This window comes from Thalassolituus sp. (assembly GCF_984348125.1).
In genome coordinates, this window is sequence record NZ_CFHJLR010000008.1 from 57876 (window position 1) to 83121 (window position 25246).

The following is a 25246-nucleotide window of genomic DNA, read 5'->3' on the forward strand; positions in this document are numbered from 1 at the left end:
TGCATCGCTATCATAGGCGCTGATTTTTTAGCGACGGGATTTTTCTGTGAAGCTCTCCATGATAGTGGCGGTTGCCGAAAATGGTGTCATCGGACGCAATAACGCATTGCCCTGGTATCTGCCGAATGACCTCAAGTACTTCAAGCAAACCACGATGGGTAAGCCTGTCATCATGGGGAGAAAGACTTACGAGAGTATCGGTAAGCCACTTCCCGGTCGCACCAATATCGTGATTACCCGGCAGGCCGACTACCAGCCTGAAGGTGTTAAGGTCGTGAGCAGCGTTGAAGCTGCAAGAGAACTGGCGGAGAGCGTATGCCTGATTGATGGCCAGGAAGAAGCCATGATCATGGGGGGCGCAGAAATTTACGCACTGGCACTGCCTCATACCGATCGCCTGTATCTGACCGAGGTTCATGCAGACGTTGAGGGGGATGCTTTCTTTCCTGAGTACGACAAAAGCTTGTGGCAGGAAGTTGCTCGCGAAGATTTCGCCGCCGAAGGCCCTAATCCATACAACTACAGCTTTGTTGTTTACGAGGCAAAGGCCTGACAGAGACCGGGCTCGCCCAGACTCTGACGCTCTTTGATTGCTTCCAGAGTAGCTGACAGTTCTGTGCGCCAGTCGGGTGGATAAATACCTAAATCGGGTAGCTTCTGCGATACCAGGGCAGAATTGTGTGGTCTCATTGCGCCCGAACCCGGCGGGTTAATCGTTTCTGGTAACAGACGGCAGCGACGGTCGACTAACCCTAACTCGTTGGCCTGACGTAGCATCTCACCTGCAAAAATATAAGTGCTCGCAGTTGGCGTACCGGCGAAATGGTATCGCCCTCTGGCAATACGCCCCTGTTCAGCCAGACTGGCAATTTCTACCATGGTTTCGGCTAACGAGACAGCGGGTGTCGGAGAAACATAGGCGTCGCTTGCCACATTGATCTTGAGGGACTTCTGAGCACTGTTCAACATGTAACAAAGTGGATTTTTACCATACTGACTGAACAGCCAACCCGTACGGATGACGACGGCTCTATCGCAGCTTTCCATTACTGACTGCTCTCCGGCCAGTTTACTTCGCCCATATTCTGATAAAGGGCAGGGTAAGGCACTTTCAGAGTAGGCATCAGCCATCCAGCCAGAGAAAACGTAGTCTGAAGACAGAGGAATCAACCAGGCGCCATTGTCGTTACACCATCGGGCCAGTGTTGAGGGTGCCCTCGCATTGACTTTCCAGGCGAGTTCTCCCTGTTGCTCTGCTTTATTCATGTGGGTATAGGCAGCGCAGTTGAAGATCACTCTGGGTCTGCTGGCCTCGAGTACACGAGTCAGTAGTTTGTCGTTAGTGATGTCTAATGCGCTATGACTGAGCGCGATGATGCGGCGCCGCGATTGTTTGAGTTGTTGCTGCAAGCACTGGCCTACCTGGCCTCCCGCACCTGTGATCATCCATGTCATACCATTCTCCTTCGGTATTTGATGCGTATTGGTCTCGTCACACTACCAGACCATGAATCTACTGACAGTGACCATCGGAGACATCAGAAGCATTCTGAGAATTGCTGATATTGTCACTCTTTCCTGACTTGGAGAGGTGTGCCTATCTGGCCCTGACAATTATTTATAGTCGTGTACGTTCGTTCTTCACACACTTCCGTAAACTATCTGATTAATTCCTCTTAAAATTTGATGTCGTCAGCATTTTCGTAAAATTTCTGAAGACCATCCAGCGGGAGCCCCTTGTGTCTGAGAAAACCTACGTCTGGGATATATTTATCCGTATTTTCCACTGGGGGCTGACTGTTTGTCTGGCGGGTGCCTGGCTGACTGTCGAGCAGGGCTGGATGGATTGGCACCAGGCCTTTGGACTGACGGCTCTGGGATTGATCATTTTCCGGGTACTGTGGGGCGTGGCTGGGCCTGCGTATGCCAGATTTAGTCACTTTATCCGTTCTCCGAAATCGACTCTGGTGTATGCCCGGGATTTGCTCAGCGGAAGAGAGTTGCATTATCTCAGCCATAACCCCCTGGGTGCGTTGGCGGTGCTTGGTTTGTTAGGTCTTGTCGGATTTCAGGTTGTCTCGGGATTATTCGCTACGGATGATGTTTTGTTCGAGGGGCCCTTATTCCCGATGGTGAGTTATGACACCAGTCTGCTTCTTACTGAACTCCACGAAATTTCCTTTAATGTGCTTCTGGGCATCGTTGGCCTGCATATTCTGGCAGTACTGTTTCATCAGTTCGCGAAAAATGAAAGCTTGCTGCAGGGGATGGTGACAGGCAATAAAAAACCGGGCCGGTATGCTGACGGGCCGGTGAATAAAAAAGCCCGGGCGCCTGTGTGGACCGGGCTTTGTTCTGTGGCGTTGGCCGCCGGAGCGGTGGCGCTTTTAATCAGTCTTTGAAGTCATCGTGGCAGCCTTTACAGGTGCGGGCAGTGGCTACGAATGCTGATTTGATCGCTTTCATATCGTCGCCTTTTGCGGCGACCGCTAAGGCGGCTGCTTTTTCGCTGAAGGCATCACCAGCTGCGGTGAAGTCTTCCCATTCGTCTTCAATCACAGGCAAGGCTGATGTGGCACTGGCGTAGGTGCCAGGGCGGAAACCTTCCCATGGCATCTGACTTAATGCCGCGAGCAGATCTGCGCGGCGCGCGAAGTCTTCGCTGTCGAATTCAGCTTTACCTTTGACCATGTCACCCATAGCGCCGAAATGCCATTTAACGGCTTTAAAAATACCCTTTCGGTATTCCACAGCCTCAAAAGGTTTAATGTCGGCGGCAGCGTGGCCGGCGACACCCGCAAGTACGAGGGTCGCGGCAACTTTAAAAAGTGGCTTCATCAGAGTTCTCCATCTCGGTAGTCGGTTGTTAGAACTCAGTGTATATGAACCATCCTGCGACGGACTGAGCACTTACTTTCCTTTACCCATGTCCCGGCCGGGTGAGACTCTCTGACGTTTCATGACGTTATCAGAGCTCGCGTTTGGCCTGAGTCATGTCGCTCCAGTGGGTGATGGCTTCTTTTACATCCGCCTGGTTGAAGTCTGCGCCCACGGCCTCGCAGATCTCTGGCGTCAGTGCGCGCTTGCCTTTGCGTACTCCGGCCATTTTTACCAGCGCGTGGCCATATAGCTTACCTTTCACCATTAAGCGGTGTTCGAAGTAGATGTACTTTTCGTCCCAGGTCAGCAGCTTGGTGTGAATTTCGTAGCTGCTGAACAGGTTAAGCTCACGGATAAAGGTAATTTCCAGCGATGCCACTACCAGGTTGATGCGCTTCTCAAAGAGGTGTTTGAACCAACCGTTGTCACGGAAAAGGGTCCAGCGGGCACCTTCGAGAACATTCAGGTACTTGGCGTTATTCATGTGAAGGTTGTAGTCGATCTGGTGTGGCCAGACGCGCTGGCGAACGACCGAGGTTCCCTGCGCAGGAATGATTGCAGGCTCATTGCGTTTGATAATCGACTTGATGATCTGACCGAGCATGGAGATACAGCCTCATGAGTGATTCATTAGAGGCAGGCATATTACACCAGACGGTTGCCGGTGCATTGGCAAGGATGACGTTGATTGTCTTGAGTTCGGCCTGCCAGCAGGCAGGCCATCTGAATAGCCGGGTATATCAGGCGGAGGTCAGTGGGCGGTTTCGTACCCACAGTGTAAACAGGGTCGCTGTGGCGAACATCAGCAGGCTGTACACCGATGGTGCAACAGCCATTTCGGGGCTGGCCAGAATACCGGTGACGACCATGAGAGCCAGCGTACCGTTCTGGAGGCCAACTTCGAGGCAGATCGTTCGGGCCTGGTCCTCGTGGTGAAGCAGGGCATTGCCCAGCAGGTAGCCAAGACCCATAGTAATCAGGTTCAGCAGCAGAGTGGCCGGGCCAGATGCGACTACAAAGTCGATAAGCTGAGGGCCCAGATTAATACAGATGGAGATGATAACGAGAGCCAGTACGGCGACCGAAAAGCGCGATACCCAGGGTTCCATCTTTACAGCAAAGTTGCTGGCAAAGCGGCGGATCAGCATGCCGACAATTACAGGAATAACCGTCACAACCATCAGCGTAATCCAGGTCTTGGCCAGTGGCAGCTCAAACGTCTGGTCGGCATCGCCATACTGGTGAATCGCCCAGGCGCCGAGAATCGGGATAGTAAATGGTGTGATAAAACCGATGACGGCGGTCAGCGATACTGACAAACCGACGTCGCCACGGGCAAGAAGCGTATAGAGGTTTGAGGTGGTGCCTCCTGGGCAGAGTGCGAGTATAAAGAGGCCGATCGCCAAGGGGCCGGTCAGGCCCGTCAATTCAATGATGCCGATAGCGATTAAAGGCAGCAATACCATCTGGCAGACAGCACCAATCACGAACGCTTTTGGCTGGGCAATCACTCGGCCAAAATCAGCTGGAGTCAGCCCCATGCCGACGCCTGCCATGATCAGAATCAGGGATATAGGAAGAGCAACCTGGGTGAGAATCTCGAACATGGGAGTTCCTGAATAAGTTGTTATTTAGCGACGAAAACTATCGCAGCAAAGGGGGGATAGCAAGGTGGAATGACTCGTGAGTTGATTATAGGTACCATGCGATTATTCGACACAATAACAGGGTTTTAAGATGGATCTGGCAGCTTTCGCAGTATCATTTCTCGGCTTTGCCATTATGTATGCGGGCATCATTATGGCCCGTAAGGTAGACAGTAAAGGGTCGGCTTCGGTATTCCGTATTGGCGGTATCTTTATCGGCTTTATGATGGTGCCGATGCTGCATACGGCGCTGGGTTCACCGGTGACGTCCGCAGAAATCTCAGGTAAGTATCTGTTGGGGATGGTCATTGCTGGCTTTATCGTCGATTTCTTCTTCGTACGGCGTCGCGGTTAAAAGTGAAGCGCCGCGATTGAGAGTGGAGCGTGGTAGCAGAAGGCTCTTTACTTAGTCCAGGCTTGACCTGTTGGGCTTTCCGCGCCATTGTTTTGTTCTTCTCACGAATCAGATTCTAATAACAACAATGAAAATACAGTATGCAATTGGCGCGCTCGTGGGCGCGGCTGCTCTTTGCTCAGCGAATGTCTCGGCCAGTCAGTATCTGGGCGTAGGTGCAGAATATGGTGAGCTCAATGAGCAGTACTCAGGCGCTGACTATCCCATTCTGAACTTTGAAACCCGCTTTGGTATGGACTTCAGTGATCGCTTTTCGCTGGAAGTCGAAGGTGCCGTTTTGGGTAAAGACGACCGGGAGTTTGAAGGAGGCTGTCTGGATCAGACGGCAGTTGACCGCATTACTAACGATGTTTCTGTTGGTTGTGCTTATCTCGATAGTGTCAGTCGTCAGGCGGTGACCGTGAATTTTGTTCTGTCGCAGCCTTTTGCGAATTTTGACCTCTTCGCCGGTTTGGGTGTTGGTGCTGTTCGTACCAGTTATACTTTTACAGTCGATAGCGTCGGTGTCAGTTCGACGGAAGCCTTTCAGGAATTTGCGGCAGCAGATATTCAGCAGATACAGAATTACCTGGATTTTTTCCTTGGTGAAGGCGCTATTGATCTGCAGCTCCCGGACGATGTGTCAGAAACCTCCATTGATCTGATGTACTCGCTGGAAGGCGGCATCCTGATTGATGATACGCACCGGTTGTCGGTTACCTGGAATCCGGAATACGGCAGCGAAGAAGTCGGCAAATATGAGTATGTTGGCTTTTCTTATTCATGGCTGTTCCGTTTCGACGATTTTTAAACCGACGAAACGTTTAAGCGAATCAAGCTCTGACACCCGGGTGTCAGAGCGTTTTAAAGAAGACCTTAGAGTTTCTCTGGAAGTTATATAACTTCTGCTTTTCCTGCGGTAATTCACTGACCTGCCCGGCTTTAAAACCGTGCTCAACAAACCAGTGCGCTGTTCGCGTCGTCAGAACAAAAAGGCGGTTGTAATGACGTCTTTTGGCTTCCTGTTCAATCTGCTCAAGCAGCCTTTGACCACGATTACTACCGCGATAGTCTCCATGAACAGCAACGCAGGCCAGCTCGGCTTCGTCGTCTGAGTAGGGATAAAGCGCTGCGCAGGCCGTAATTAAACCGTCGCGCTCGATGACATAAAAACGGTGAATTTCGGTTTCCAGTAATTCACGCGAACGCCGTACCAGAATGCCGTCGTCTTCTAATGGTTTCAGCAAATCAAGAATGCCTGCCACGTCATCGATGTTAGCAGCGCGCAACTGGTCATATGCATCCTGACTGATCAGGGTGCCGCTACCTTCACGGGTAAACAGCTCTTGCAGTAATGCACCGTCAGTCTGATAACTCAACATATGCACGCGCGGCACGCCCTGACGTACACACCGCAGTGCCATATCGGCCTGCCAGCGTGGGCTTCCCGACAAGGAGCTGAGAATATCTTCAAGCTCACGGCAGGTTAAATCTTCCAGCGCAGTGCCATCTTCACCGGTTAAACCGTCGTTTTCACCAAACGCGATCAGTTTATCGGCGCGTAATGCAACGGCAGCGTGACGCGCAACATCTTCGACGCTGAGGTTGAACATCTCACCCGAGGGCGAGTAACCGGAGCAGGATAAGAGCACGACATTTTGTTGATCTAACAGATGACTCACCGCCTGATGTTCAATACGACGGACTTCCCCCGTGTGCTGATAATCGACACCATTGATGACGCCGAGGGGCTTAGCCGTGACGAAATTACCACTGACGACGCGGATACGCGCACCATGCATCGGAGAGCCAGGAATACCGATCGACAGCCGGGATTCAATGTCTGCCTTAACCATCCCCACGGCCGCTTTTACCGCGCGCAGGGCCTCACCGTCGGTAATGCGCAGGTCGTTATGGAACTGGCTGGTAATATCCAGACGCTCCAGAACGGCATCAATCTGTGGTCGAGCACCATGTACCAACACGAGTCGCACGCCAAGGCTGTTCAGCAGGGCAATGTCCTGAACCAAGGTATCAAAATTAGGATGCAGCAAAGCGTCGCCATCAAACATGATGACAAAGGTCTTGCCTCTGTGCGCATTGATGTACGGTGACGACTGGCGAAACCACTGTACGTATTCGGTGTTGTCGGTCAAAACGGGACTTCCTGTTCTGCGTTAGTTGGTCCAAAGGGGCAGCAACGTTCGGCAGTGGGTACGGTGTAGTGATACTGAATAAAGGATTCGGGCGTCTACGCCATGGATGGCGCGGCCGAGCCTACATGGATGTATTTACGGCGTCCCGTAGAGTTATTCGGTATCACTTCTTCTCATGATTTAATCACGGGCGGGAGTGAGACAAAAGCGCTCGATCAGATTGCGCAGAATATTCACGCACGGCTCTATCTGATCCAGTGCCATAAATTCATCGACCTGATGCGCCTGATCAATACTGCCCGGGCCTAGCACCACGGTTTCCATGCCCAGGTTCTGCAGAAACGGCGCCTCAGTGGCGTAGTTAACGGCCACGCTGGTGTATCCGGTGAGGCGTTCGGCTTCTTTAATTAGCGCGCTGTTTTCGCTTTCTGCAAAGGGTTCGACGCCAGGGAATAATTGCTCGAATGACATTTCTACATTGTTCTGCGCGGCAATCGGATTCATGCGTCGACGAATTTCTTCGCGCAGGTCGTCATTACTCATGCCCGGCAGAGCGCGTAAATCGAAAGCCAGTTCGCAGCTGCCGCAAATACGGTTTGGGTTGTCGCCACCGTGAATACAGCCAAGGTTGAGTGTCGGTGTTTGCACGGCAAAGTGCGCATCGCGATAATTCTCGGCCAGCTCAGCGCGCAGGTTTTTAAGTTCGCCCATAACTTCATGCACGGCGTCCATGGCATTAATGCCCAGCGCCGGATTGGAAGAATGTCCGGCCCGGCCTGTTACCCGGATGCTATCCATAATGATGCCTTTGTGCATGCGCACCGGTCGCAGGCTTGAGGGCTCGCCTATGACGGCATAACGACCACCGGGGCCCGTACTCTGACTCAGCGCGCGGGCGCCGCTCATTGAGCATTCTTCATCGGCGGTCGCGAGTATCATCAGCGGCTGGTGGAATGTTTTATCGCGAACCTGTTCTAACGCTTCCAGCGCAAGGGCAAAGAAGCCTTTCATATCGCAGGTGCCCAACCCGTAGAGTTTGCCGTCGCGCTCGGTCAGGGTGAATGGGTCTGATGTCCACTTTTCCGGGTTGCAGGGCACAGTATCGGTATGGCCACTCAGTACCAGGCCGCCCGGCCCGCGGCCGTAGGTGGCCAGCAGGTTGAATTTCCCCGGATGGCCTTCAATCGGCATAATAGAAACTTCGAAACCGAGATCCCGGCACCAACCTGCCAGCAGGTTAATCACACCTTCATTACTTTGATCGTATTCGGGTAATACAGAGCTGATACTGTTCTCAGCGATCAGGGCCGAGAGCTTTTCGAGCGTGGAGGGCAGCGGCATGATGGCCTTATCCTTGATGATCTTAAACTGCAAAATACAGCGACATAAAACAATAGCGCGATGGCAAAAGAAATTGAACTGAAACTCAGGCTCCAGCCTGAAGATATCCCGGCGCTGGTCAGCTGGCTTGATAACGAAGCGACAGCAACGGGCCAGAAAACTCTGAATAACGATTATTTCGATACGCCTGAGCTGGCGCTGTCTGCCGCGCATTCAGCATTAAGAATACGCTCGACGAACTCGGGATTTGAACAGACTTTCAAGGCCCGCAGTCAGTCCAGCAGTGGTGTTCAGGTTCGTCACGAATGGAATTGGCCTTTGCCTGAAAGGCAGCTTGATCCATCGTTGCTGGCGTTACCAGAGGTACAGGCGTGCTGGCCAGAATCGGCAGCGAGGGATCGTCTTACGACGGTGTTCAGTACTGACTTTGAACGTCGCAGCTGGCTATACACAGCTGCGGATGGCTCGGAGATTGAAGTGGTAATCGATCAGGGCAGTATTCTTGCCAACGGTCAGTCGGAACCTCTGTGTGAGTTGGAGCTTGAGTTGGTTTCAGGTGATGCCGCTGCAATGTGGCCTTTATCAGAAGCGCTGCATGACGTGGCGCCCATGTGGTTGAGTGATATTTCCAAAGCCGAGCGTGGCTACCGCCTGGCTGGAGTCGGGTCTGCATCGTTTCACGGCGCAACAATTGATGCAGAGGGCGCCGGTTTGCCTGAGCAGGCGTTTGATCTGCAGCGGGCGCTTGAGTATTACCTTTGGAGTGATGGCGACTTACAGGCCATCTGGCAGTCAGGCTACCCCATTGCGCGGCTTATGAGCAAAGAGAGTGTACTTTGGCAATTGCTCGACAAGAGTCTCTCTATGAAGTCAGAGCATCTGCTGAAGGATAAAGCAGCAGCGAAGGCATTAACGTGTGCGGTTCAGCAAGTGGCTGGAATGTGCACTGAGTCGCAGCTAGGCCGAGAAAGTATCCGTGATCGCTGGGACGAGGCTCGCAGCCAGGTAGGTGATGTGATTGAATGCAGTGAGACATCTTCGTTATCAGCTTCTTTGAAACAGTTACTAAAGGATTAATGCATGCAGGCGACGCCAGACCGGGTACTCAATCTGTCGACACTGGTGAGTGATCTACACCGCGATGGCCTGCTCACCGAAGATGATCACCAATTGGCCCTGACGATTCGCAGAGGGGCGGATGACGCTACTCTGCATCCTCTGACCCTGATCGCCCGCCAGCGTTACAAAGACGCCCGCGTAGACGGCAAAGTGCTGACTGAGCACGCATTGATTGAATGGTTGGGTGAGCGTGAGTCGATGGATGTGATCAATATTGATCCACTTGAGATTAACGTATCTGCGGTAACTGAGGTGATGTCATACGCCTTTTCAGAGCGGCACAAAATCCTCGCGGTGAAAGTCAGTACTGATGAGGTGGTGGTGGCCTGTACCGATCCGGATTCATCAAGCTGGGTCGGTGACCTGGAACACGTGACCCGTCGCAATGTGAAACGGGTGTTAGCTTCGCCATCTGATATCAGTCGCTACCGGGTTGAGTTTTATCAGTTAGCAAATTCGGTCTCTAAGGCGCGCAAAGATCATTCTGGTATCAGCTCGGTGCAGAACCTGGAGTCGATGCTGGAGCTGGGCAAAGCGAAAGCGCCTGACGCCAACGATGAACATATCGTCAATATCGTGGACTGGTTGCTGCAGTACGCCTTTGACCAGCGCGCCAGTGATATTCACCTTGAACCGCGTCGCGAAACAACGCACGTGCGTTTCCGTATTGATGGTGTTCTTCATAATGTCTACGAGTTACCAGCCGCAGTAGGTATGGCCGTGATTGCGCGGGTTAAGTCACTGGGGCGTATGAATATTGCTGAGAAGCGTAAACCTCAGGACAGCCGCCTGAAGACTAAAACGCCCGAGGGTGATGAAGTCGAGCTGCGTCTGTCGACCTTGCCCACTGCTTTCGGCGAAAAAATGGTGATGCGTGTCTTTGACCCACAGGTGCTGATGCGCAGTTTCTCTGAAATGGGATTCTCGCGTGAAGATCGCCGTCGCTGGTCTGAAATGACTGACAATAATCACGGCATTATCTTCGTTACCGGGCCGACAGGCTCAGGTAAAACGACCACCTTGTATTCGACACTGCGCCAGCTGGCGACCAGTGAAGTGAATGTATCGACCATTGAAGACCCGATTGAAATGGTTGAGCCCGCGTTTAACCAGATGCAGGTCAACCCAACGATTGACCTGACCTTTGCGTCAGGGGTTCGCGCTCTGCTGCGTCAGGACCCGGACATTATTATGGTGGGTGAGGTGCGCGACCTTGAGACGGCCGAGATCGCTGTGCAGGCTGCGCTTACCGGACACCTTGTTCTGTCGACACTTCACACCAATGATGCGCCTTCGGCCTTTACCCGCTTACAGGAACTGGGACTGCCTGCTTACCTGATTCGCTCCAGTGTGATCGGTGTTATGGCCCAGCGTCTGGTGCGTACTTTGTGCCCACACTGCAAAGAGAAGCAGCCTGTCGACGAAAAGGTCTGGAAACAGCTGACTGCCCCTTGGCTGATGAAAACGCCAGAACACATCTATACTGCAAAAGGCTGTCTGGAATGCCGCGGGACAGGTTACCTCGGGCGAATGGGGATTTACGAAGTGATGCCCTTGTCTGAGTCGCTGGAGCCGCATATTAATGAAACAACGGATTACCAGAAGCTACGCCAGGCAGCGATGAAAGAAGGGATGCACAGTCTGCGCCTGAGTGGTGCTCATAAGGTCGCCGCAGGTATGACAACCATTGCAGAGGTCATGCGGGTCGCCCCAGCGAGCAGAGCGCTGTCTCAGTAGGTGACAGCCGTAAAGGCAGTAAAATAGTCACATTGAATAATCCGGCCTGAGCGTCCAGAATGCCGGCCTGAAATTAACGAGAATATGGCAGTTATTTGTGAGTAGTTCCCTTCCACCCATCATTGACGTCGAAGCCTCTGGATTTGGCCGGGGGAGTTTCCCCATCGAAATCGGCTTTGCTCTCGAAGACCGGGAAGTGCACAGCTATCTCATCAAGCCTGTCAGCCACTGGACGCACTGGTCAGAAGAGGCCGAAGCGATCCACGGCATCAGCCGCGACAAACTTGAGCAGGAAGGTCTGAGCATTCGTGATGTCGCCCTGCTGCTCAATGAGCACCTGTTCAATAAAACTCTCTACTCTGATGCATGGAGCTTTGACAGCTCATGGATTGGCCGCCTGTTCGAAGAAGCTGAGCTGGTCCAACGCTTTCGCATCGAAACCATCAACAAGCTACTGACCATGGAAGAAATGGAGCGCTGGGCAGACACTAAAAGCACACTCTGGAATGAGTTAGATGTCGACCGGCACCGTGCTGCCAATGATGTGAAAGTCCTTCAGGAAACCTTCAAGCGGGTAACGGGCAACTAAGGTGGGCCTGAGAGTCGAGTGCCTTTACGGCGTGGAAATAAGCCCGGTTCTTGAGGAACTTGCCGACCTGCGGATTCGGATATTCCGCGATTTTCCATACCTCTACGACGGCTCGGAAGATTACGAGCGTGCTTACCTCGCCACCTACACCAAGTGCCCTGACAGTATTGTGGTGCTTTGCTGGGAAGGCGACCATCTGGTTGGAGCATCGACCGGTCTACCCTTAGCGGCGGAAGTCGATGAGTTCAGAGCTCCGTTCCTGAAAGCGGGAATCAATGACAAGGCGTTATTCTACTGTGCTGAGTCTGTACTCCTGCCTGAGTATCGGGGTAAGGGAGTGTATCGACAGTTTTTTGATGCTCGGGAGAAGCATGCACGTGCCCTTGGGTTATCCGCCTGTGTCTTTTGCTCCGTGGTACGGCCCGATGATCATCCTTTACGCCCAGAGAACTACCAGTCACTTGATCCGATCTGGAAGCATATGGGCTATCAGCCTATGGCGGGTATTCGCACGTCTTTTGCCTGGAAAGACGTCGATGCATCGGGCGAGTCGACCAAACCTATGCAGTTCTATCTGAAAAACCTCTTCTGAAATCTGTGTTGCTCTTTAGTACGAGTTGGTGCAAATTGGTGCAATGCAGCTACATCGAGCTTTCTTCTAAAGCGCCATCCGTACTTTGTCTGACTTTCTGTTTGTGAGTTAGATGCTCTTATCTCGATAAACCCGTTAAAAATCATAATGTTATAGATTCCCCTGTCTTGCCTGACGAATCTGGCACAAGTGTCGCTACGAATCTTGTATACAAGTATGAATTCAATGGCGGTTGGCATGACAGAAGTAACGACAGGAATTGGCTGGAATCTGAACGATTGGGCCCGGGCATATAGGAATGGCGCTGATGTAGGTGAGCTTTTACTGGCCACCCGGAAAGCGATTGCTGCAGACGAGCTGGATACGAATGGATTGCCCCGCAATGGTAGCGCCTGGATTGCGCTAGCCAGCGAGGAACAGCTTACTAAACAAATAAGTTACCTCGAAAACCTGAAAGCTGCAGCGGACGATGAGGGCAGAAACCTTCCCCTTTTCGGTGTGCCGTTTGCCGTGAAAGATAATATTGATGCTGCGGACTTTCTCACCACGGCGGCGTGCCCTGAATATGCCTACGAGCCGGATGATGATGCTTTTGTTGTTCAGCTTCTGCGTAAGGCAGGTGCCATCGTTATGGGGAAAACCAATCTCGATCAGTTCGCAACCGGACTGGTTGGTACTCGCTCGCCATACGGTGCAGTGAACAACGTGTTTAATCCTGAGTATATTTCTGGCGGCTCAAGTTCTGGTTCTGCGACTGCGGTTGCAAAGGGCCAGGTGGCCTTTTCGCTCGGTACCGATACCGCTGGCTCTGGCCGGGTGCCTGCGGGCTTTAATCATATCGTCGGTTTAAAGGCGACTGTAGGCGCTATCAGTGCTTCGGGCGTTGTTCCAGCATGCCGAAGTCTTGATTGCGTTTCTGTCTTTGCGCTCAATAGCCGCGATGCCGAGCGCATTTATGAAATTGCTGCGCAATTCGATCCAGCAGATGGCTACGCCCGCTCACGTACTATGGTGCGTAATGAACGTATCCAGACATTGGGTATCCCTGCAGATGCACCATGGTTTGGAGATGACATACAAAAAGCGGCGTATGAAAAAGCCTGTGAGCAGGCTGTTGATGCAGGCTTCGATTTAAAAACAATCGACTTTACGCCCTTGTTTGAGCTGGCCAGCCTTTTATATCAGGGCCCATGGGTGGCCGAACGCTATGCGGCTGTCGGCGAGTTTCTGAAACGGGATTTACCGGGTATTAATCCGGTCGTAAAAAACATCATTGCTGGTGGCGTTAACGGTACGGCAGTGGATGCATTCAAAGCAGAGTATCGCCGCAAAGATCTGGTGCGCCAGATACAGAGTATTTTTAAAACAGTGGATGCGTTATTTGTTCCCACTGCTCCTCGATTTCCGACGATGGCAGACGTTGATGCCGCCCCGGTTGAGGTCAACAGTCAGTTAGGCACTTACACAAACTTCGTCAATCTGGCCGACTTATGTGCCTTGTCGTTGCCTGCGCATATGCGTACCGATGGTTTACCGTTTGGAGTTACTGTTATTGCACCTGGATGGCACGAGCTGGCTCTGACCAACTTTGCTGGCCAGTGGCAGTCACACCTTTGCTTAGCCGAAGCGCCTGTGATGCTGGGCAAAAAAGAAGATACTTCTGTAGTCGTTGCCGTTGTGGGTGCCCATCTGACCGGGATGCCTCTGAACCATCAGCTGACTAGTCGTCACGCGACCTTGTTGGAACAGACACTCACCGCCAACAAGTATCAGCTCTATGCTCTCGCAAATACAGTACCTCCGAAGCCCGGTCTGGTGCGCCTTAACGAAGAGGATCTGAAGAGCGGCGAGGTTACAGGGAATCAATTAATCGTCGAGCTGTGGCGTTTAGATCAGGCGGCCTTTGGTTCTTTCGTTGAAGAAATTCCGCAGCCGCTTGGTATTGGAACTCTTGAGCTGGAAGACGGCCGTCTGGTGAAAGGCTTTATCTGCGAACCAGAGGCGGTGGCGAGCGCAACGGACATTAGTCATCTCGGCGGCTGGCGGGCCTATATCTCATCACTGAACGCATAAGGTCATGTTGTGAACCTTGCCGAGAAAGTATATCGACAGCTGAAAGAAGATATCTTCGACTTCAGAATGCTACCCGGAGATCGCTTCAGTGAAAGTGAAGTTGCAGAGCGTATGCAGGCCTCCCGGACACCTGTCAGGGAAGCGCTGTATCGCCTGGAGCGCGATGGGTATGTGCAGGTGTACTTCCGTAATGGTTGGCAGGTCAGGCCTTTTGACTTTCGGTATTTCGAAGAGCTCTACGATGTCCGCATTCTGCTGGAGTGTGAAGTGGTTCGCCGCCTGTGTATGGAACCAGACCGGGCGGAACGCTTAGCGGGACTGGTCACCATCTGGTGCTGCAAGCCCTCACAGAGGCAGGTTGATCCTGTTGATGTAGCGTTTCTGGATGAGGAATTTCACTTCGGACTATTGGAGTGTGGCCAGAACAAGCAAATGGAAGCCATTCATAAAGGCGTATGTGAGCGTCTGAGGATCGTAAGGCGCCTCGACTTTTATGAGCCTAGGCGTATACAGGCAACATACGATGAGCACAGTAGTATTCTCAGTGCGATTCTTTCGGCAGACAGCTCTCGTGCAACGCGAGATCTTACTAAACACATCGAGGTCAGTCGCAATACTGTTCGCGAAATAACAGTTCACAGAATTCAGGAAGCGCGACAACGATACTCCACCGACTTATCAAGGAAATAGATACGCACGCTTTCAAGGCAAAAAAAACAACTCGCTGAGCACTATTGGTGCGAATTATCTCCTCAAGACCGGAAATGCTCCTCTGGGGGGCACTCTTTGCCAGAAATTGCCGAAAAATAAGGCATGAAAACTGGTACGGCGATTGCTCTAACTAGATCGGTTTTATAGTTGCCCGCTCTTACACACCCCCAAGAGAAGAGTCGAGGCCGGACATAATCCTGACCATAAAAAGGAAATAATTATGAAAAAAGTAAGTCTCAAAACTCTGATGAAAGCGTCACAGATTGTTGGTATGACAGCGATGGCTGCAGGCGTAAGCATTGCGAATGCAGCAGATGACACCATTAAAGTCGGTGTCCTGCACTCTCTGTCGGGTACTATGGCAATTTCAGAAACTACTCTGAAAGACACTGTTCTTATGATGATCGAAGAACAGAATAAGAAGGGCGGCCTGCTAGGTAAAAAGCTTGAGCCAGTGGTTGTCGACCCAGCATCTAACTGGCCTCTGTTTGCAGAAAAAACCCGTGAACTTCTGGAAAAAGAAGACGTTGATGTGATCTTCGGTTGCTGGACTTCAGTATCCCGTAAATCGGTTCTGCCAGTTGTGGAAGAGCTGAATGGTCTGCTGTTCTACCCGGTTCAGTATGAAGGTGAAGAATCTTCTTACAACGTATTCTATACCGGTGCTGCGCCAAACCAGCAGGCGATTCCTGCGGTTGATTACCTGATCAACGATCTCGGCGTTGAGCGTTTTGTACTTGCAGGTACTGACTATGTATACCCTCGTACGACTAACAAGATTCTTGAGTCTTACCTGAAGTCTAAAGGTGTTGCTGAAAAAGACATTATGGTGAACTACACGCCGTTTGGTCACAGCGACTGGCAGACTATCGTATCGGATATTAAGAAATTCGGTGCCGCTGGTAAGAAAACGGCCGTTGTTTCTACCATTAACGGTGACGCGAACGTTCCTTTCTACAAAGAACTGGCTAACCAGGGCGTAGCGTCTGAAGAAATTCCAGTTGTTGCCTTCTCAGTAGGTGAAGAAGAGCTGTCAGGTTTTGATACTGAGCCACTGGTTGGTCACCTGGCTGCATGGAACTACTTCCAGAGTGCAGAAAGCGAAGCTAACGATGAGTTTATCGCAGCATGGCATAACTACATCGGCGATGAAGACCGTGTAACTAACGACCCAATGGAAGCGACTTACATCGGTTTCAGCATGTGGGCAGAAGCGGTTGAAAAAGCAGGCTCTGCAGAAGTGGATAAAGTACGCTCTGCGATGTACGGCATCGAAGTACCTAACCTGACTGGCGGTACGGCCGTAATGAACGAAAACCATCACCTGTCTAAGCCGGTACTGATTGGCGAGATTCAGGAAGATGGCCAGTTCGAAATCGTTTGGGCTACTGACGAAGAAGTGAAAGGTGATGCATGGACGGATTATCTGCCAGAAAGTGCAAACCTGATCTCAGACTGGACTGCACCTATTAACTGCGGAAACTATAACACCTCAACGAAAACCTGTGGTGGTTCGGCGGTTGCAGGCGAGTAATTCGCTGGCAGCGGAATAGAGTGCGGTAAAACGCGCTCTATCGCAGTTCGTAACAAGGACAGGCAGGGAAATTCTTTCCTGCTTCTCTCAAAATTCCCGGTGATAATTATGTTTTCTGTATTGATACGGACGGCCGTGCTGTTCGCATTTGTTTTGTATACTGTGGTGGTGGCAGGGGCTGAAGCATCACCTATGAAGCCCAACACAGCGTTGCATGCGATAGCTCAAGAATTAATCGATGCAGGGTATCGAGAAAAACAGGCATTAACAGAACGCCTGACGACCATCGATGACCCAAAAACTCTCGAATTTATGCAGGTTATGGTCGAAGGCGACCTGTATTACCGTAAAGACGATCGGGTCGTCGTTATTAATGACGATGATTCGGTGACGACATTTTTCAGTGGTGAAGAGGTCACTCTGGAAAGTAAACGCGATATCAAAAAAATCAGCGTAAATAATAAGCTACGTGTGTTGCTGAGAAACGGCATCGCACGCTTGCAGATTTTCTCAGATGATCCGGACATGCGCTTGCAGGCAGCGGTCAACTTACTGAAGTCTGCGGAAGATCTTGATCAGGCGACGCTTGATGAAGCGTTAGATAACGAAGAAAAAACAGACGTTCGTGACGTTCTTCTTCTGGTGAAGGGCATACGCCTGCTGGAAGCAGAGACCGAAAAAGAACGCATCGCAGGCGTGAAGCTTCTTTCAGGGTCACTTTACCCGGATGTTCGCGGTGCGTTGGCCAACTATCGCCGTGCTGCTGAAGCAGATTCCAGAACCGAGGAAATTCAGGCGGCAGACGAAGCACTCAAGAAAATCGAAAGCCTGCTGTCACTGAACAGCGTTGCTGAAAATCTCTATTTTGGCCTGGCTCTCGGTGCTGTGCTGCTCCTTGCGGCCATTGGTCTGGCGATTACATTTGGTGTGATGGGCGTGATCAATATGGCTCATGGCGAAATGATCATGCTGGGCGCCTACACAACCTACGTTGTTCAACAGTTGATGCCAGACCATATTGGCATGTCACTGGCCGTTGCTGTGCCTGCAGCATTTCTGGTGAGCGGTCTGGTGGGCGTCGCTATTGAGCGTGGTGTTATCCGCCATCTCTATGGCCGCCCATTGGAAACTCTGCTCGCCACCTTCGGTATCAGTCTGGTGCTGCAGCAGGCGGTACGCTCAATCTTCAGCCCGTTAAACCGTGAAGTAGCTACGCCCGACTGGATGGCGGGTACTTTCATGATTAATCCGGCGCTTGAACTGACCTTTAACCGTTTATACATCATTATTTTCAGCCTCCTGGTGCTCGCGTTGTTGGCATTAATACTTAAGCGAACCCTGTTCGGATTGCAGATGCGTGCAGTAACCATGAATCGTCCGATGGCGAGCTCTATGGGGATTCGCACTGGCTGGGTTGATGCACTGACGTTTGGCCTGGGCTCAGGTATCGCCGGTATTGCAGGTGTTGCCCTGTCACAGTTGACTAACGTTGGGCCAAACATGGGTCAGGCGTACATTATCGACTCATTTATGGTTGTCGTGTTCGGTGGTGTAGGCAACCTGTGGGGCACTTTGGTCGGTGCTATGTCTCTGGGTGTTGTGAATAAACTGCTGGAGCCGTGGGCCGGTGCCGTCGTCGCAAAAATTCTCGTACTGATATTTATTATTCTGTTTATCCAGAAGCGTCCTCGTGGGTTGTTTGCCCTCAAGGGTCGTGCTGCGGATATGGGTTAAGGAGCGCATAATGAAACAGGAAATTAAAGGCGGTCCACTTACCCGGTTGATTATGAACGATGTCGCTGGCCGTCGCATGATGATGATCATTCTTGCGATTGCCATCATCGTACCTTTCTGCAACCTGGTATTCCCGGAAGGATCGGCCCTGCACGTATCTACCTACACAATGACTCTGTTAGGTAAGTATCTTTGCTACGCACTACTCGCAGTATCCGTTGATTTAATCTGGGGATATTGCGGAATTTTAAGCCTGGGTCACGGGGCATTTTTTGCGCTTGGCGGTTATGCGATGGGCATGTATCTGATGCGTCAGATCGGCGACCGTGGTGTCTATGCTAATCCTGATCTGCCAGATTTTATGGTGTTCCTGAACTGGACAGAGCTGCCATGGTACTGGTTCGGTTTTGATCAGTTCTGGTTTGCTATGGTGATGGTTCTCGCCGTACCGGGTATTCTGGCGTTCGTCTTTGGTGCATTGGCATTCCGTTCGCGGGTTACCGGGGTCTACCTTTCCATTATTACCCAGGCGCTGACGTATGCCCTGATGTTGGCGTTCTTCCGTAACGATATGGGCTTCGGTGGTAATAACGGCCTGACTGACTTTAAGGATATTTTAGGCTTTGATCTACAGGCTGATTCGACGCGTGCCGCGCTTTTCTTTGCCTCAGGTATTGCTTTGATTCTCGGTTATTTAATCAGCCGCTTTATCGTGACCTCTAAGCTCGGACGAGTTCTGGTCGCAATCAGAGACAGTGAGTCACGGGCGCGATTCTTAGGTTATCGCGTTGAATGGTACAAGCTGTTTGTGTTTGTCGTCTCAGCGATGCTGGCAGGCGTAGCGGGTGCCTTATATGTTCCTCAGGTTGGCATTATCAATCCGGGTGAGTTTGCTCCGATTAATTCAATCGAGATGATTATCTGGGTAGCCGTCGGTGGTCGTGGAACCTTGTTTGGCGCCGTCATCGGGGCCGTACTGGTGAACTACGCCAAGACCTATTTTACCGGTGCTTTTGCCGAACTGTGGCTGTTTATGCTGGGTGGTTTGTTTGTATTGACGACTCTGTATCTGCCAAAAGGTGTCGTTGGTTTGTGGGCACAAATGAAAGACAAATTTATGTCTTCTGGCGGTGGTGGTAACAGTGGAATCACTACAGGTTCGAGCTCTGGAAAAAGTAGCGATCAGAAGACCAGCAAAGAAGCGGAGGGTAATGCATGAGCCTCGCAAAAACGAAACATATCGAGCAGCCTACTGTTCTGTATATGGATGGTGTGAGCGTCAGTTTTGATGGCTTCAAGGCTTTAAACTCCCTGTCGCTCTTTATCGAACCAGGAGAAATGCGCGCAATTATCGGCCCGAACGGTGCCGGTAAAACTACCATGATGGATGTCATCACAGGCAAGACCCGCCCCGACGAAGGGACGATTCTGTTTAATGATGAGCTCGACCTGACGCGTTACGACGAAGCGCAGGTAGCGAATATGGGCGTTGGTCGTAAGTTTCAGAAACCAAGCGTGATTGAGAGCCTGACAGTATTCGAAAACCTCGAAATGTCGTTAAAAGGTGGTCGCTCAGTCTGGCAGGCGCTGACCCATAAACTGACGGGCGCAAAGCAGGATAAAATCGACGAAATTCTATCCATGATTGACCTGAAAGATCGCCTCTACGAAGACGCGGGTAGCTTGTCGCATGGCCAGAAACAGTGGCTTGAAATCGGCATGTTGTTAGGTCAGGAGCCTGAACTGCTCTTGATTGATGAACCTGCTGCCGGAATGACCGACGAAGAAACGATGAAAACGGCTGAGCTGTTTAAAGAGCTTTCAAAGAAACACTCTTTAATGGTGGTCGAGCACGACATGGACTTTATTGAAGCCCTGGATTGTCGTGTGACGGTACTGCACGAGGGCTCGGTACTCGCCGAAGGCAGTCTGGCGAATGTGAAGAATAACCAGCAGGTTATCGAAGTGTATCTGGGGCGCTGATATGTTGAATGTAACGGATTTAAATGTTTCTTACGGTGCTAGTCAGGCGCTTTACAACGTCAGCCTTAACGCAGACGTGGGCAAAGTGACCTGTGTTCTGGGACGTAATGGTGTTGGTAAAACCACCCTGATGAAATCACTGGCCGGGCACCTTGCACCGGGGTCGGGTGATATCACCTGGGACGGAAAAAGCATTATAAAACTCGCGCCCTATGACCGCGCGAAACAGGGGATTGCGTTTGTACCCCAGGGTCGGGACATCTTTCCGCAGCTGACGGTAGAAGAAAATCTTCAGACCGCGTTTTCAGCGGTGCCGCGCTCCCAGCGTTTTATCGACCCGGAAGTCTTTTCGCTTTTTCCTGTGTTGCAGCAGATGCTCAAACGTCGTGGTGGTGACCTCTCGGGTGGTCAGCAACAGCAGCTAGCGATTGCTCGAGCACTGTTATTACGCCCGAAAATGTTGATTCTTGATGAACCAACCGAGGGTATTCAGCCATCGATTATTAAAGACATTGGTCGCGTCATTAAACTGCTTCGTGATCGCGGTGATATGGCGATTGTTCTTGTTGAACAGTACCTCGATTTTGCCAAAGAACTCGCTGATGAATTTATTATTCTTGAGCGGGGGAGAGTAGTGAGTCAGGGGACGGGTGAAGAGCTTGAACACTCCGAGGAAGCGAAGGAGCTTCTGGCTATTTAACAGTAGCCGCTAGTTTATGTGGCCGCCGATTCTGTAGCCGCTAGCGCGGTCTGACTTTTTTGGCTGTCGCCAGGGTTTTATTGCCCTGTTTGGGGATTGCATCCCCGGGCGGGCAGCCCCTCCCCTGCTTCGCACTTTCTGGGCCTTAGTTCTGATATTTACTGGCTTTTCCGGCAACCGGCTCCGGCGGGCACCCATGCCCGTATGGAGCCTCGTTCGGCATCCTGCCTCTCGTTGCCTTCAAAGCTGGCGTAAATTTCAGCGGCCCCAGAGGCGCAGAATTTTACCCTCAATATCGTATTTCAAAATCTGATTGGCCCTACCGTAAAAGTGTGTGGTGGATATTGCTCACCAGGCTGTGTTGCAGTTAAACCTATCTAATTAAGAAAGATACTTTCGCGGGCTGGTAATTGCGCCTCTGGGGCCGCCGAGCAGAATGATGAGAAGCCCGCATGGCCCCGGCATGGATGCCGGGCAAGGGGCTGGCAGCAGGGATGCTGCATTGGCCCGTTGCGAGGGTTCTCAAGTTCTGTGAAGGAAACACGGCCCAGAAAGCGCGAAGCAGGGGAGGGGCTGCCCGCCCGGGGATGCAATCCCCAAACAGGGCATTAAAGCCCTGGCGGCAGCCAAAAAAGCCAGCCCGCGCTAGCGGCAACTCAACTGGCCATCAGACCTTAGCGGCAGCTAAAGAAGTTACCCCGCGCCAGCGGCTACTACCACAGCGGCCCGCAGAATCAGCGGCCAAAAACAAAAAAGCGGCCATCAGGCCGCTTAATCAAAGCATCAGAAGATCACTCTGCTTCTAACTTAGCAACACGCTCTTCAAGCTCCGCCAGTCGTGCACTGGTACGACGCAGAACTTCTGCCTGCACGTCGAATTCTTCCCGGGTCACCAGGTTGGCGTTAGTGATCAGGCTCTGCAGTTGAGACTGAAGTGCCAGCTTCAGGTCAGATGACAGGCTGGCAAACGGGCTCTTTTCCAGCATTTCTTCGAGCCGGCTCTTAATCGCATCGGGTTTCATAATTTACCTCCGGAAGGGTTTTGGCGCAGTGTACCAGAAAGGGCAAAGGGGATAATTTCAAATGCTGCACCCAAACAGTGCAAACCGTCAGAAGGGTGTGCAATAAATGGGTGCTGGTTTTGGCTGCGTGCCCTCTTTTGGTTGCGTCAATGACTGTAAAAGTCCGCATACTTTTACTAAGTTATTGATTTAAAAGGGTGTATCAAAAGTTGGCACACACCCTGCTATAACCGAGTGACAGAAAGATATCGGTGCGAATTGCCCATATCGACCAAATTGAAAGATCAACAGCTAAAAAAACCGTAATAGGAAAAAGAACGATGAAAAAACTGACTAAAGCAATCGCTCTCGCTGGTGTAATGACTACAGGTCTGACTGGTGCTCAACTGGCTCAAGCTGAAGTAGATGTGTCTGCATCTGCGGCAGTTGCGAGCATGTACCTGTGGCGTGGCCAGGACCTGGGTAACGGTGATGCTGCCGTATCTGGTGACATTACGCTTTCATCTGGTGGTGCTTACGCTGGTATGTGGACTTCTAGCGGTGATAGCGCAGCTGGAAACGAATACGACCTGTATGTAGGTTACGGTGGTGAAATGGAAGGTTTCTCCTACGACGTATCTGTTGTGACTTACGTTTACCCAAGCGCGGGTAACTTCTCTTACGTAGACACTACCGATGAAGATGGTAACGGCATTGCAGATGTTCTGGAGTCTGAGCAAGACACTAGCGGAAACACTTTTGATCTGTCTGAGCTGATCGTATCTCTTGGTTACGAAGGTGCGTCTTTCTCTTACTACTACCCAGTATCAAGCAACCCTAACGACTATAGCTACCTGACGCTGGGTTACGGCATGGGTGCTTTCAGTGCAATGGCTGGTATCACTATGGTTGAAGATGATGCAGGCGAAGACGCTGGCTACACTCACCTGGACCTGAGCTACGCATACAACGACAACCTGTCTTTCACTGCGAGCAAGGTTGTTGCTGAAGACGAAGAAGACTCTTACGACGACGATCTGAAGTTTGTTGTTTCTTACAGCCTGCCTATCGACATGTAAAAAGCATACAATAGCCCGTGCCCCCGCACGGGCTATCTGTAACCTTATCTAAAAATTGAAAGGGGTTTTCTATGAAACTCATTACTGCTGTTGTTAAGCCGTTTAAGCTTGACGATGTTCGTGAATCACTGTCTGAGATCGGTGTTCAGGGCATCACAGTGACTGAAGTAAAAGGCTTCGGTCGCCAGAAAGGCCACACTGAACTGTACCGTGGCGCTGAATACGTGGTGGACTTCCTGCCTAAAGTAAAAATTGAAGTAGCGGTTGCTGAAGATCTGACTGAAAAAGTTATCGAAGCAATCACCAAAGCTGCGAACACCGGCAAGATCGGCGACGGTAAAATTTTCGTCACCAGCCTCGAGCAGGTTATTCGTATCCGTACTGGCGAAACTGGCGCAGACGCGCTGTAAGACGTCCGACCACTACATAACAGAGCCTGATGCGGGGGGCTTATAATGGAATCGAATCTTAATCATATTTTTGAACTTCAGTTCGCCATGGACACCTTTTATTTCCTGGTGTGTGGCGCGCTGGTAATGTGGATGGCGGCAGGTTTCGCCATGCTGGAAGCGGGTCTGGTCCGCTCTAAAAATACCACTGAAATTCTGACCAAAAACGTCGCCCTGTTCGCGATCTCGTGCACCATGTACCTGATCTGTGGTTATGAACTGATGTACGGCGGCGGTTACTTCCTGTCTGGTGTAACGACTGTTGCTGGTATGGACGACGCTGCAATCGCAGGTGTTCTGGCCGCTTCTAACGAATCAGGCTTCGGTGACATGGGCGAATACGCCGGTGCTTCTGACTTCTTCTTCCAGGTTGTGTTTGTAGCAACTGCAATGTCTATCGTATCTGGTGCGGTTGCTGAGCGTATGAAGCTGTGGGCTTTCCTGGCGTTCGCTGTTGTGATGACTGGTTTCATCTACCCAATGGAAGGCGCATGGACCTGGAACGGTGACTCTGTATTCGGTCTGTACGAGCTGAGCTACTCTGACTATGCAGGTTCAGGTATCGTTCACATGGCGGGTGCTGCTGCAGCTCTGGCTGGTGTTCTGCTGCTGGGTGCACGTAAGGGTAAATACGGTCCTAACGGTGAAGTTCGCGCTATTCCTGGTGCTAACCTGCCACTGGCTACCCTGGGTATGTTCATCCTGTGGATGGGTTGGTTCGGCTTCAACGGTGGTTCTACTCTGAAACTGGGTGGTATCGCGGTTGCTAACGAAGTAGCTAACGTATTCCTGAACACCAACGCTGCTGCATCAGGCGGTCTGATTGCTGCTCTGATTACTGGTTACATCCTGTTCCGTAAGGCTGACCTGACTATGGCTCTGAACGGTGCACTGGCTGGTCTGGTTGCGATCACTGCTGAGCCTGCTGATCCATCACCTTTCCTGGCAACTCTGATCGGTGCTGCGGGTGGTGTTCTGGTAGTTCTGTCTATCCTGACCCTCGACAAGCTGAAGATCGACGATCCAGTAGGTGCGATCTCTGTACACGGTGTTGTTGGTGTATGGGGTATCTTCGCAGTACTGCTGTCTGACGCTGATGCTACCTTCATGGGACAGCTGGTTGGTACTCTGACTATCTTCATCTGGGTATTCGTAACTTCTCTGATCGTTTGGGGCGTACTCAAGGCCATCATGGGTCTGCGCGTCAGCGAAGAGCAGGAATACGAAGGTGTTGATATTGCTGAGTGTGGTATGGAAGCGTACCCAGAGTTCACTTCTAAGTAAGTTGAACCTCAGCTGGCAAGGATGCCAAAACGAAGAACCGGCCAACTGGCCGGTTTTTTTATGTCTGTTATTTTTAGCACAGGGTTGATCAGCGAGTATTTAAAGGCGATCAATTAACGACAGAAGAATGCTTAAACGGAGCGGTTGGAATCAACCTGTAAACCACTGTGGGAGTGAATCAGCCGAAGGCTATTTAGCGAATACCGTAGCCGCAAAAACCATCGCCATTGGCCAGGCAAGCTGG

Annotated in this window: 25 protein-coding genes; 18 read left to right on the forward strand and 7 right to left on the reverse strand. The window is 51.4% G+C overall.

Annotated features, from left to right (window positions below; all coding sequences use genetic code 11):
* Positions 1-58 precede the first annotated feature (58 nt).
* Positions 59-553 (forward strand): dihydrofolate reductase, encoded by a 495-nt coding sequence (locus AC5E51_RS07680; RefSeq protein WP_301387311.1) that lies wholly within the window; start codon positions 59-61, stop codon positions 551-553.
* On the opposite strand, the gene rfbD is transcribed toward AC5E51_RS07680, so the two are convergent.
* Entirely contained in the window at positions 535-1455 is a 921-nt protein-coding gene (rfbD, locus tag AC5E51_RS07685) for a dTDP-4-dehydrorhamnose reductase (protein WP_491778391.1), read from the reverse strand. The genes AC5E51_RS07680 and rfbD overlap by 19 nt on opposite strands.
* 284 nt (positions 1456-1739) lie before the next feature.
* Here rfbD and AC5E51_RS07690 point away from each other — a divergent pair, with 284 nt between their 5' ends.
* Positions 1740-2402, forward strand: a complete 663-nt coding sequence (locus tag AC5E51_RS07690) for a cytochrome b/b6 domain-containing protein (RefSeq protein ID WP_068442738.1) — start codon at positions 1740-1742, stop codon at positions 2400-2402.
* On the opposite strand, the gene AC5E51_RS07695 is transcribed toward AC5E51_RS07690, so the two are convergent.
* The 3 genes from AC5E51_RS07695 to AC5E51_RS07705 form a co-directional block, all read right to left on the reverse strand.
* A complete protein-coding gene (locus AC5E51_RS07695) occupies positions 2392-2838 on the reverse strand; it encodes a c-type cytochrome (RefSeq protein ID WP_068442741.1) in 447 nt (148 codons plus the stop codon). The two genes, AC5E51_RS07690 and AC5E51_RS07695, sit on opposite strands and share 11 nt — an antisense overlap.
* A gap of 130 nt (positions 2839-2968) precedes the next feature.
* Positions 2969-3484: a thioesterase family protein gene (locus AC5E51_RS07700; protein ID WP_068442743.1), complete on the reverse strand. Its 516-nt coding sequence runs from the start codon at positions 3482-3484 to the stop codon at positions 2969-2971.
* Positions 3485-3620: 136 nt separating this feature from the next.
* On the reverse strand, positions 3621-4487 hold the full coding sequence (locus AC5E51_RS07705) for a bile acid:sodium symporter family protein (RefSeq protein WP_301376944.1): 867 nt from the start codon (positions 4485-4487) through the stop codon (positions 3621-3623).
* Between the two features lie 130 nt (positions 4488-4617).
* Between AC5E51_RS07705 and AC5E51_RS07710 the strand changes: the two genes are divergently transcribed.
* Both AC5E51_RS07710 and AC5E51_RS07715 read left to right on the forward strand, forming a co-directional pair.
* The gene (locus tag AC5E51_RS07710) at positions 4618-4881 is read left to right on the forward strand and encodes a hypothetical protein (RefSeq protein WP_301376942.1); all 264 of its coding nucleotides are present in this window, start codon (positions 4618-4620) and stop codon (positions 4879-4881) included.
* Between the two features lie 127 nt (positions 4882-5008).
* Complete coding sequence (locus AC5E51_RS07715) at positions 5009-5731, forward strand: hypothetical protein (RefSeq protein ID WP_301376941.1); 723 nt, start codon at positions 5009-5011, stop codon at positions 5729-5731.
* Between the two features lie 43 nt (positions 5732-5774).
* Here the strand turns inward: AC5E51_RS07715 and argA are convergent, their stop codons facing one another.
* A complete protein-coding gene (argA, locus tag AC5E51_RS07720) occupies positions 5775-7076 on the reverse strand; it encodes an amino-acid N-acetyltransferase (protein WP_068442756.1) in 1302 nt (433 codons plus the stop codon).
* Positions 7077-7256: 180 nt separating this feature from the next.
* On the reverse strand, positions 7257-8417 hold the full coding sequence (gene argE, locus AC5E51_RS07725; protein ID WP_273091371.1) for an acetylornithine deacetylase: 1161 nt from the start codon (positions 8415-8417) through the stop codon (positions 7257-7259).
* 60 nt (positions 8418-8477) lie between these two features.
* Here argE and AC5E51_RS07730 point away from each other — a divergent pair, with 60 nt between their 5' ends.
* The 11 genes from AC5E51_RS07730 to urtE all read left to right on the forward strand — a co-directional run bounded on the left by AC5E51_RS07730 (position 8478) and on the right by urtE (position 21189).
* On the forward strand, positions 8478-9494 hold the full coding sequence (locus tag AC5E51_RS07730) for a CYTH domain-containing protein (RefSeq protein WP_301376939.1): 1017 nt from the start codon (positions 8478-8480) through the stop codon (positions 9492-9494).
* Positions 9495-9497: 3 nt separating this feature from the next.
* Positions 9498-11273 (forward strand): type IV pilus assembly ATPase TfpB, encoded by a 1776-nt coding sequence (gene tfpB / locus AC5E51_RS07735; protein WP_301376937.1) that lies wholly within the window; start codon positions 9498-9500, stop codon positions 11271-11273.
* A 97-nt stretch (positions 11274-11370) separates the two neighbouring features.
* On the forward strand, positions 11371-11862 hold the full coding sequence (locus AC5E51_RS07740; RefSeq protein ID WP_068442768.1) for a 3'-5' exonuclease: 492 nt from the start codon (positions 11371-11373) through the stop codon (positions 11860-11862).
* Between the two features lie 31 nt (positions 11863-11893).
* Positions 11894-12454: a GNAT family N-acetyltransferase gene (locus AC5E51_RS07745; RefSeq protein WP_297531523.1), complete on the forward strand. Its 561-nt coding sequence runs from the start codon at positions 11894-11896 to the stop codon at positions 12452-12454.
* 237 nt (positions 12455-12691) lie between these two features.
* Positions 12692-14527: an allophanate hydrolase gene (atzF, locus tag AC5E51_RS07750; RefSeq protein WP_297531525.1), complete on the forward strand. Its 1836-nt coding sequence runs from the start codon at positions 12692-12694 to the stop codon at positions 14525-14527.
* Between the two features lie 9 nt (positions 14528-14536).
* Positions 14537-15217, forward strand: coding sequence for a GntR family transcriptional regulator (locus AC5E51_RS07755; RefSeq protein WP_491778392.1), 681 nt, complete (start codon positions 14537-14539; stop codon positions 15215-15217).
* 268 nt (positions 15218-15485) lie between these two features.
* Entirely contained in the window at positions 15486-16772 is a 1287-nt protein-coding gene (gene urtA / locus AC5E51_RS07760; RefSeq protein WP_414716229.1) for an urea ABC transporter substrate-binding protein, read from the forward strand.
* A 108-nt stretch (positions 16773-16880) separates the two neighbouring features.
* Positions 16881-18506 carry an urea ABC transporter permease subunit UrtB gene (gene urtB / locus AC5E51_RS07765; RefSeq protein WP_301376936.1) on the forward strand — a complete coding sequence of 542 codons (1626 nt, stop codon included), beginning with the start codon at positions 16881-16883 and terminating at the stop codon, positions 18504-18506.
* 82 nt (positions 18507-18588) lie between these two features.
* The gene (urtC, locus tag AC5E51_RS07770; protein ID WP_414716230.1) at positions 18589-19725 is read left to right on the forward strand and encodes an urea ABC transporter permease subunit UrtC; all 1137 of its coding nucleotides are present in this window, start codon (positions 18589-18591) and stop codon (positions 19723-19725) included.
* Positions 19722-20489, forward strand: coding sequence for an urea ABC transporter ATP-binding protein UrtD (gene urtD / locus AC5E51_RS07775; protein WP_068442781.1), 768 nt, complete (start codon positions 19722-19724; stop codon positions 20487-20489). The genes urtC and urtD overlap by 4 nt, the downstream gene beginning before the upstream one ends.
* 1 nt (position 20490) lies before the next feature.
* Complete coding sequence (gene urtE / locus AC5E51_RS07780; RefSeq protein WP_301376934.1) at positions 20491-21189, forward strand: urea ABC transporter ATP-binding subunit UrtE; 699 nt, start codon at positions 20491-20493, stop codon at positions 21187-21189.
* A 791-nt stretch (positions 21190-21980) separates the two neighbouring features.
* Here urtE and AC5E51_RS07785 read toward each other — a convergent pair.
* Positions 21981-22211, reverse strand: a complete 231-nt coding sequence (locus AC5E51_RS07785; RefSeq protein WP_068442784.1) for an accessory factor UbiK family protein — start codon at positions 22209-22211, stop codon at positions 21981-21983.
* A 320-nt stretch (positions 22212-22531) separates the two neighbouring features.
* On the opposite strand from AC5E51_RS07785, the gene AC5E51_RS07790 reads away from it, so the two are divergent.
* From AC5E51_RS07790 to AC5E51_RS07800, 3 genes are all read left to right on the forward strand, one after another.
* A complete protein-coding gene (locus AC5E51_RS07790) occupies positions 22532-23269 on the forward strand; it encodes a TorF family putative porin (RefSeq protein ID WP_301376931.1) in 738 nt (245 codons plus the stop codon).
* Positions 23270-23340: 71 nt separating this feature from the next.
* Positions 23341-23679 carry a P-II family nitrogen regulator gene (gene glnK / locus AC5E51_RS07795; RefSeq protein WP_068442786.1) on the forward strand — a complete coding sequence of 113 codons (339 nt, stop codon included), beginning with the start codon at positions 23341-23343 and terminating at the stop codon, positions 23677-23679.
* A 45-nt stretch (positions 23680-23724) separates the two neighbouring features.
* Positions 23725-25002 carry an ammonium transporter gene (locus AC5E51_RS07800; protein ID WP_491778393.1) on the forward strand — a complete coding sequence of 426 codons (1278 nt, stop codon included), beginning with the start codon at positions 23725-23727 and terminating at the stop codon, positions 25000-25002.
* The last annotated feature ends 244 nt before the right edge of the window (positions 25003-25246 follow it).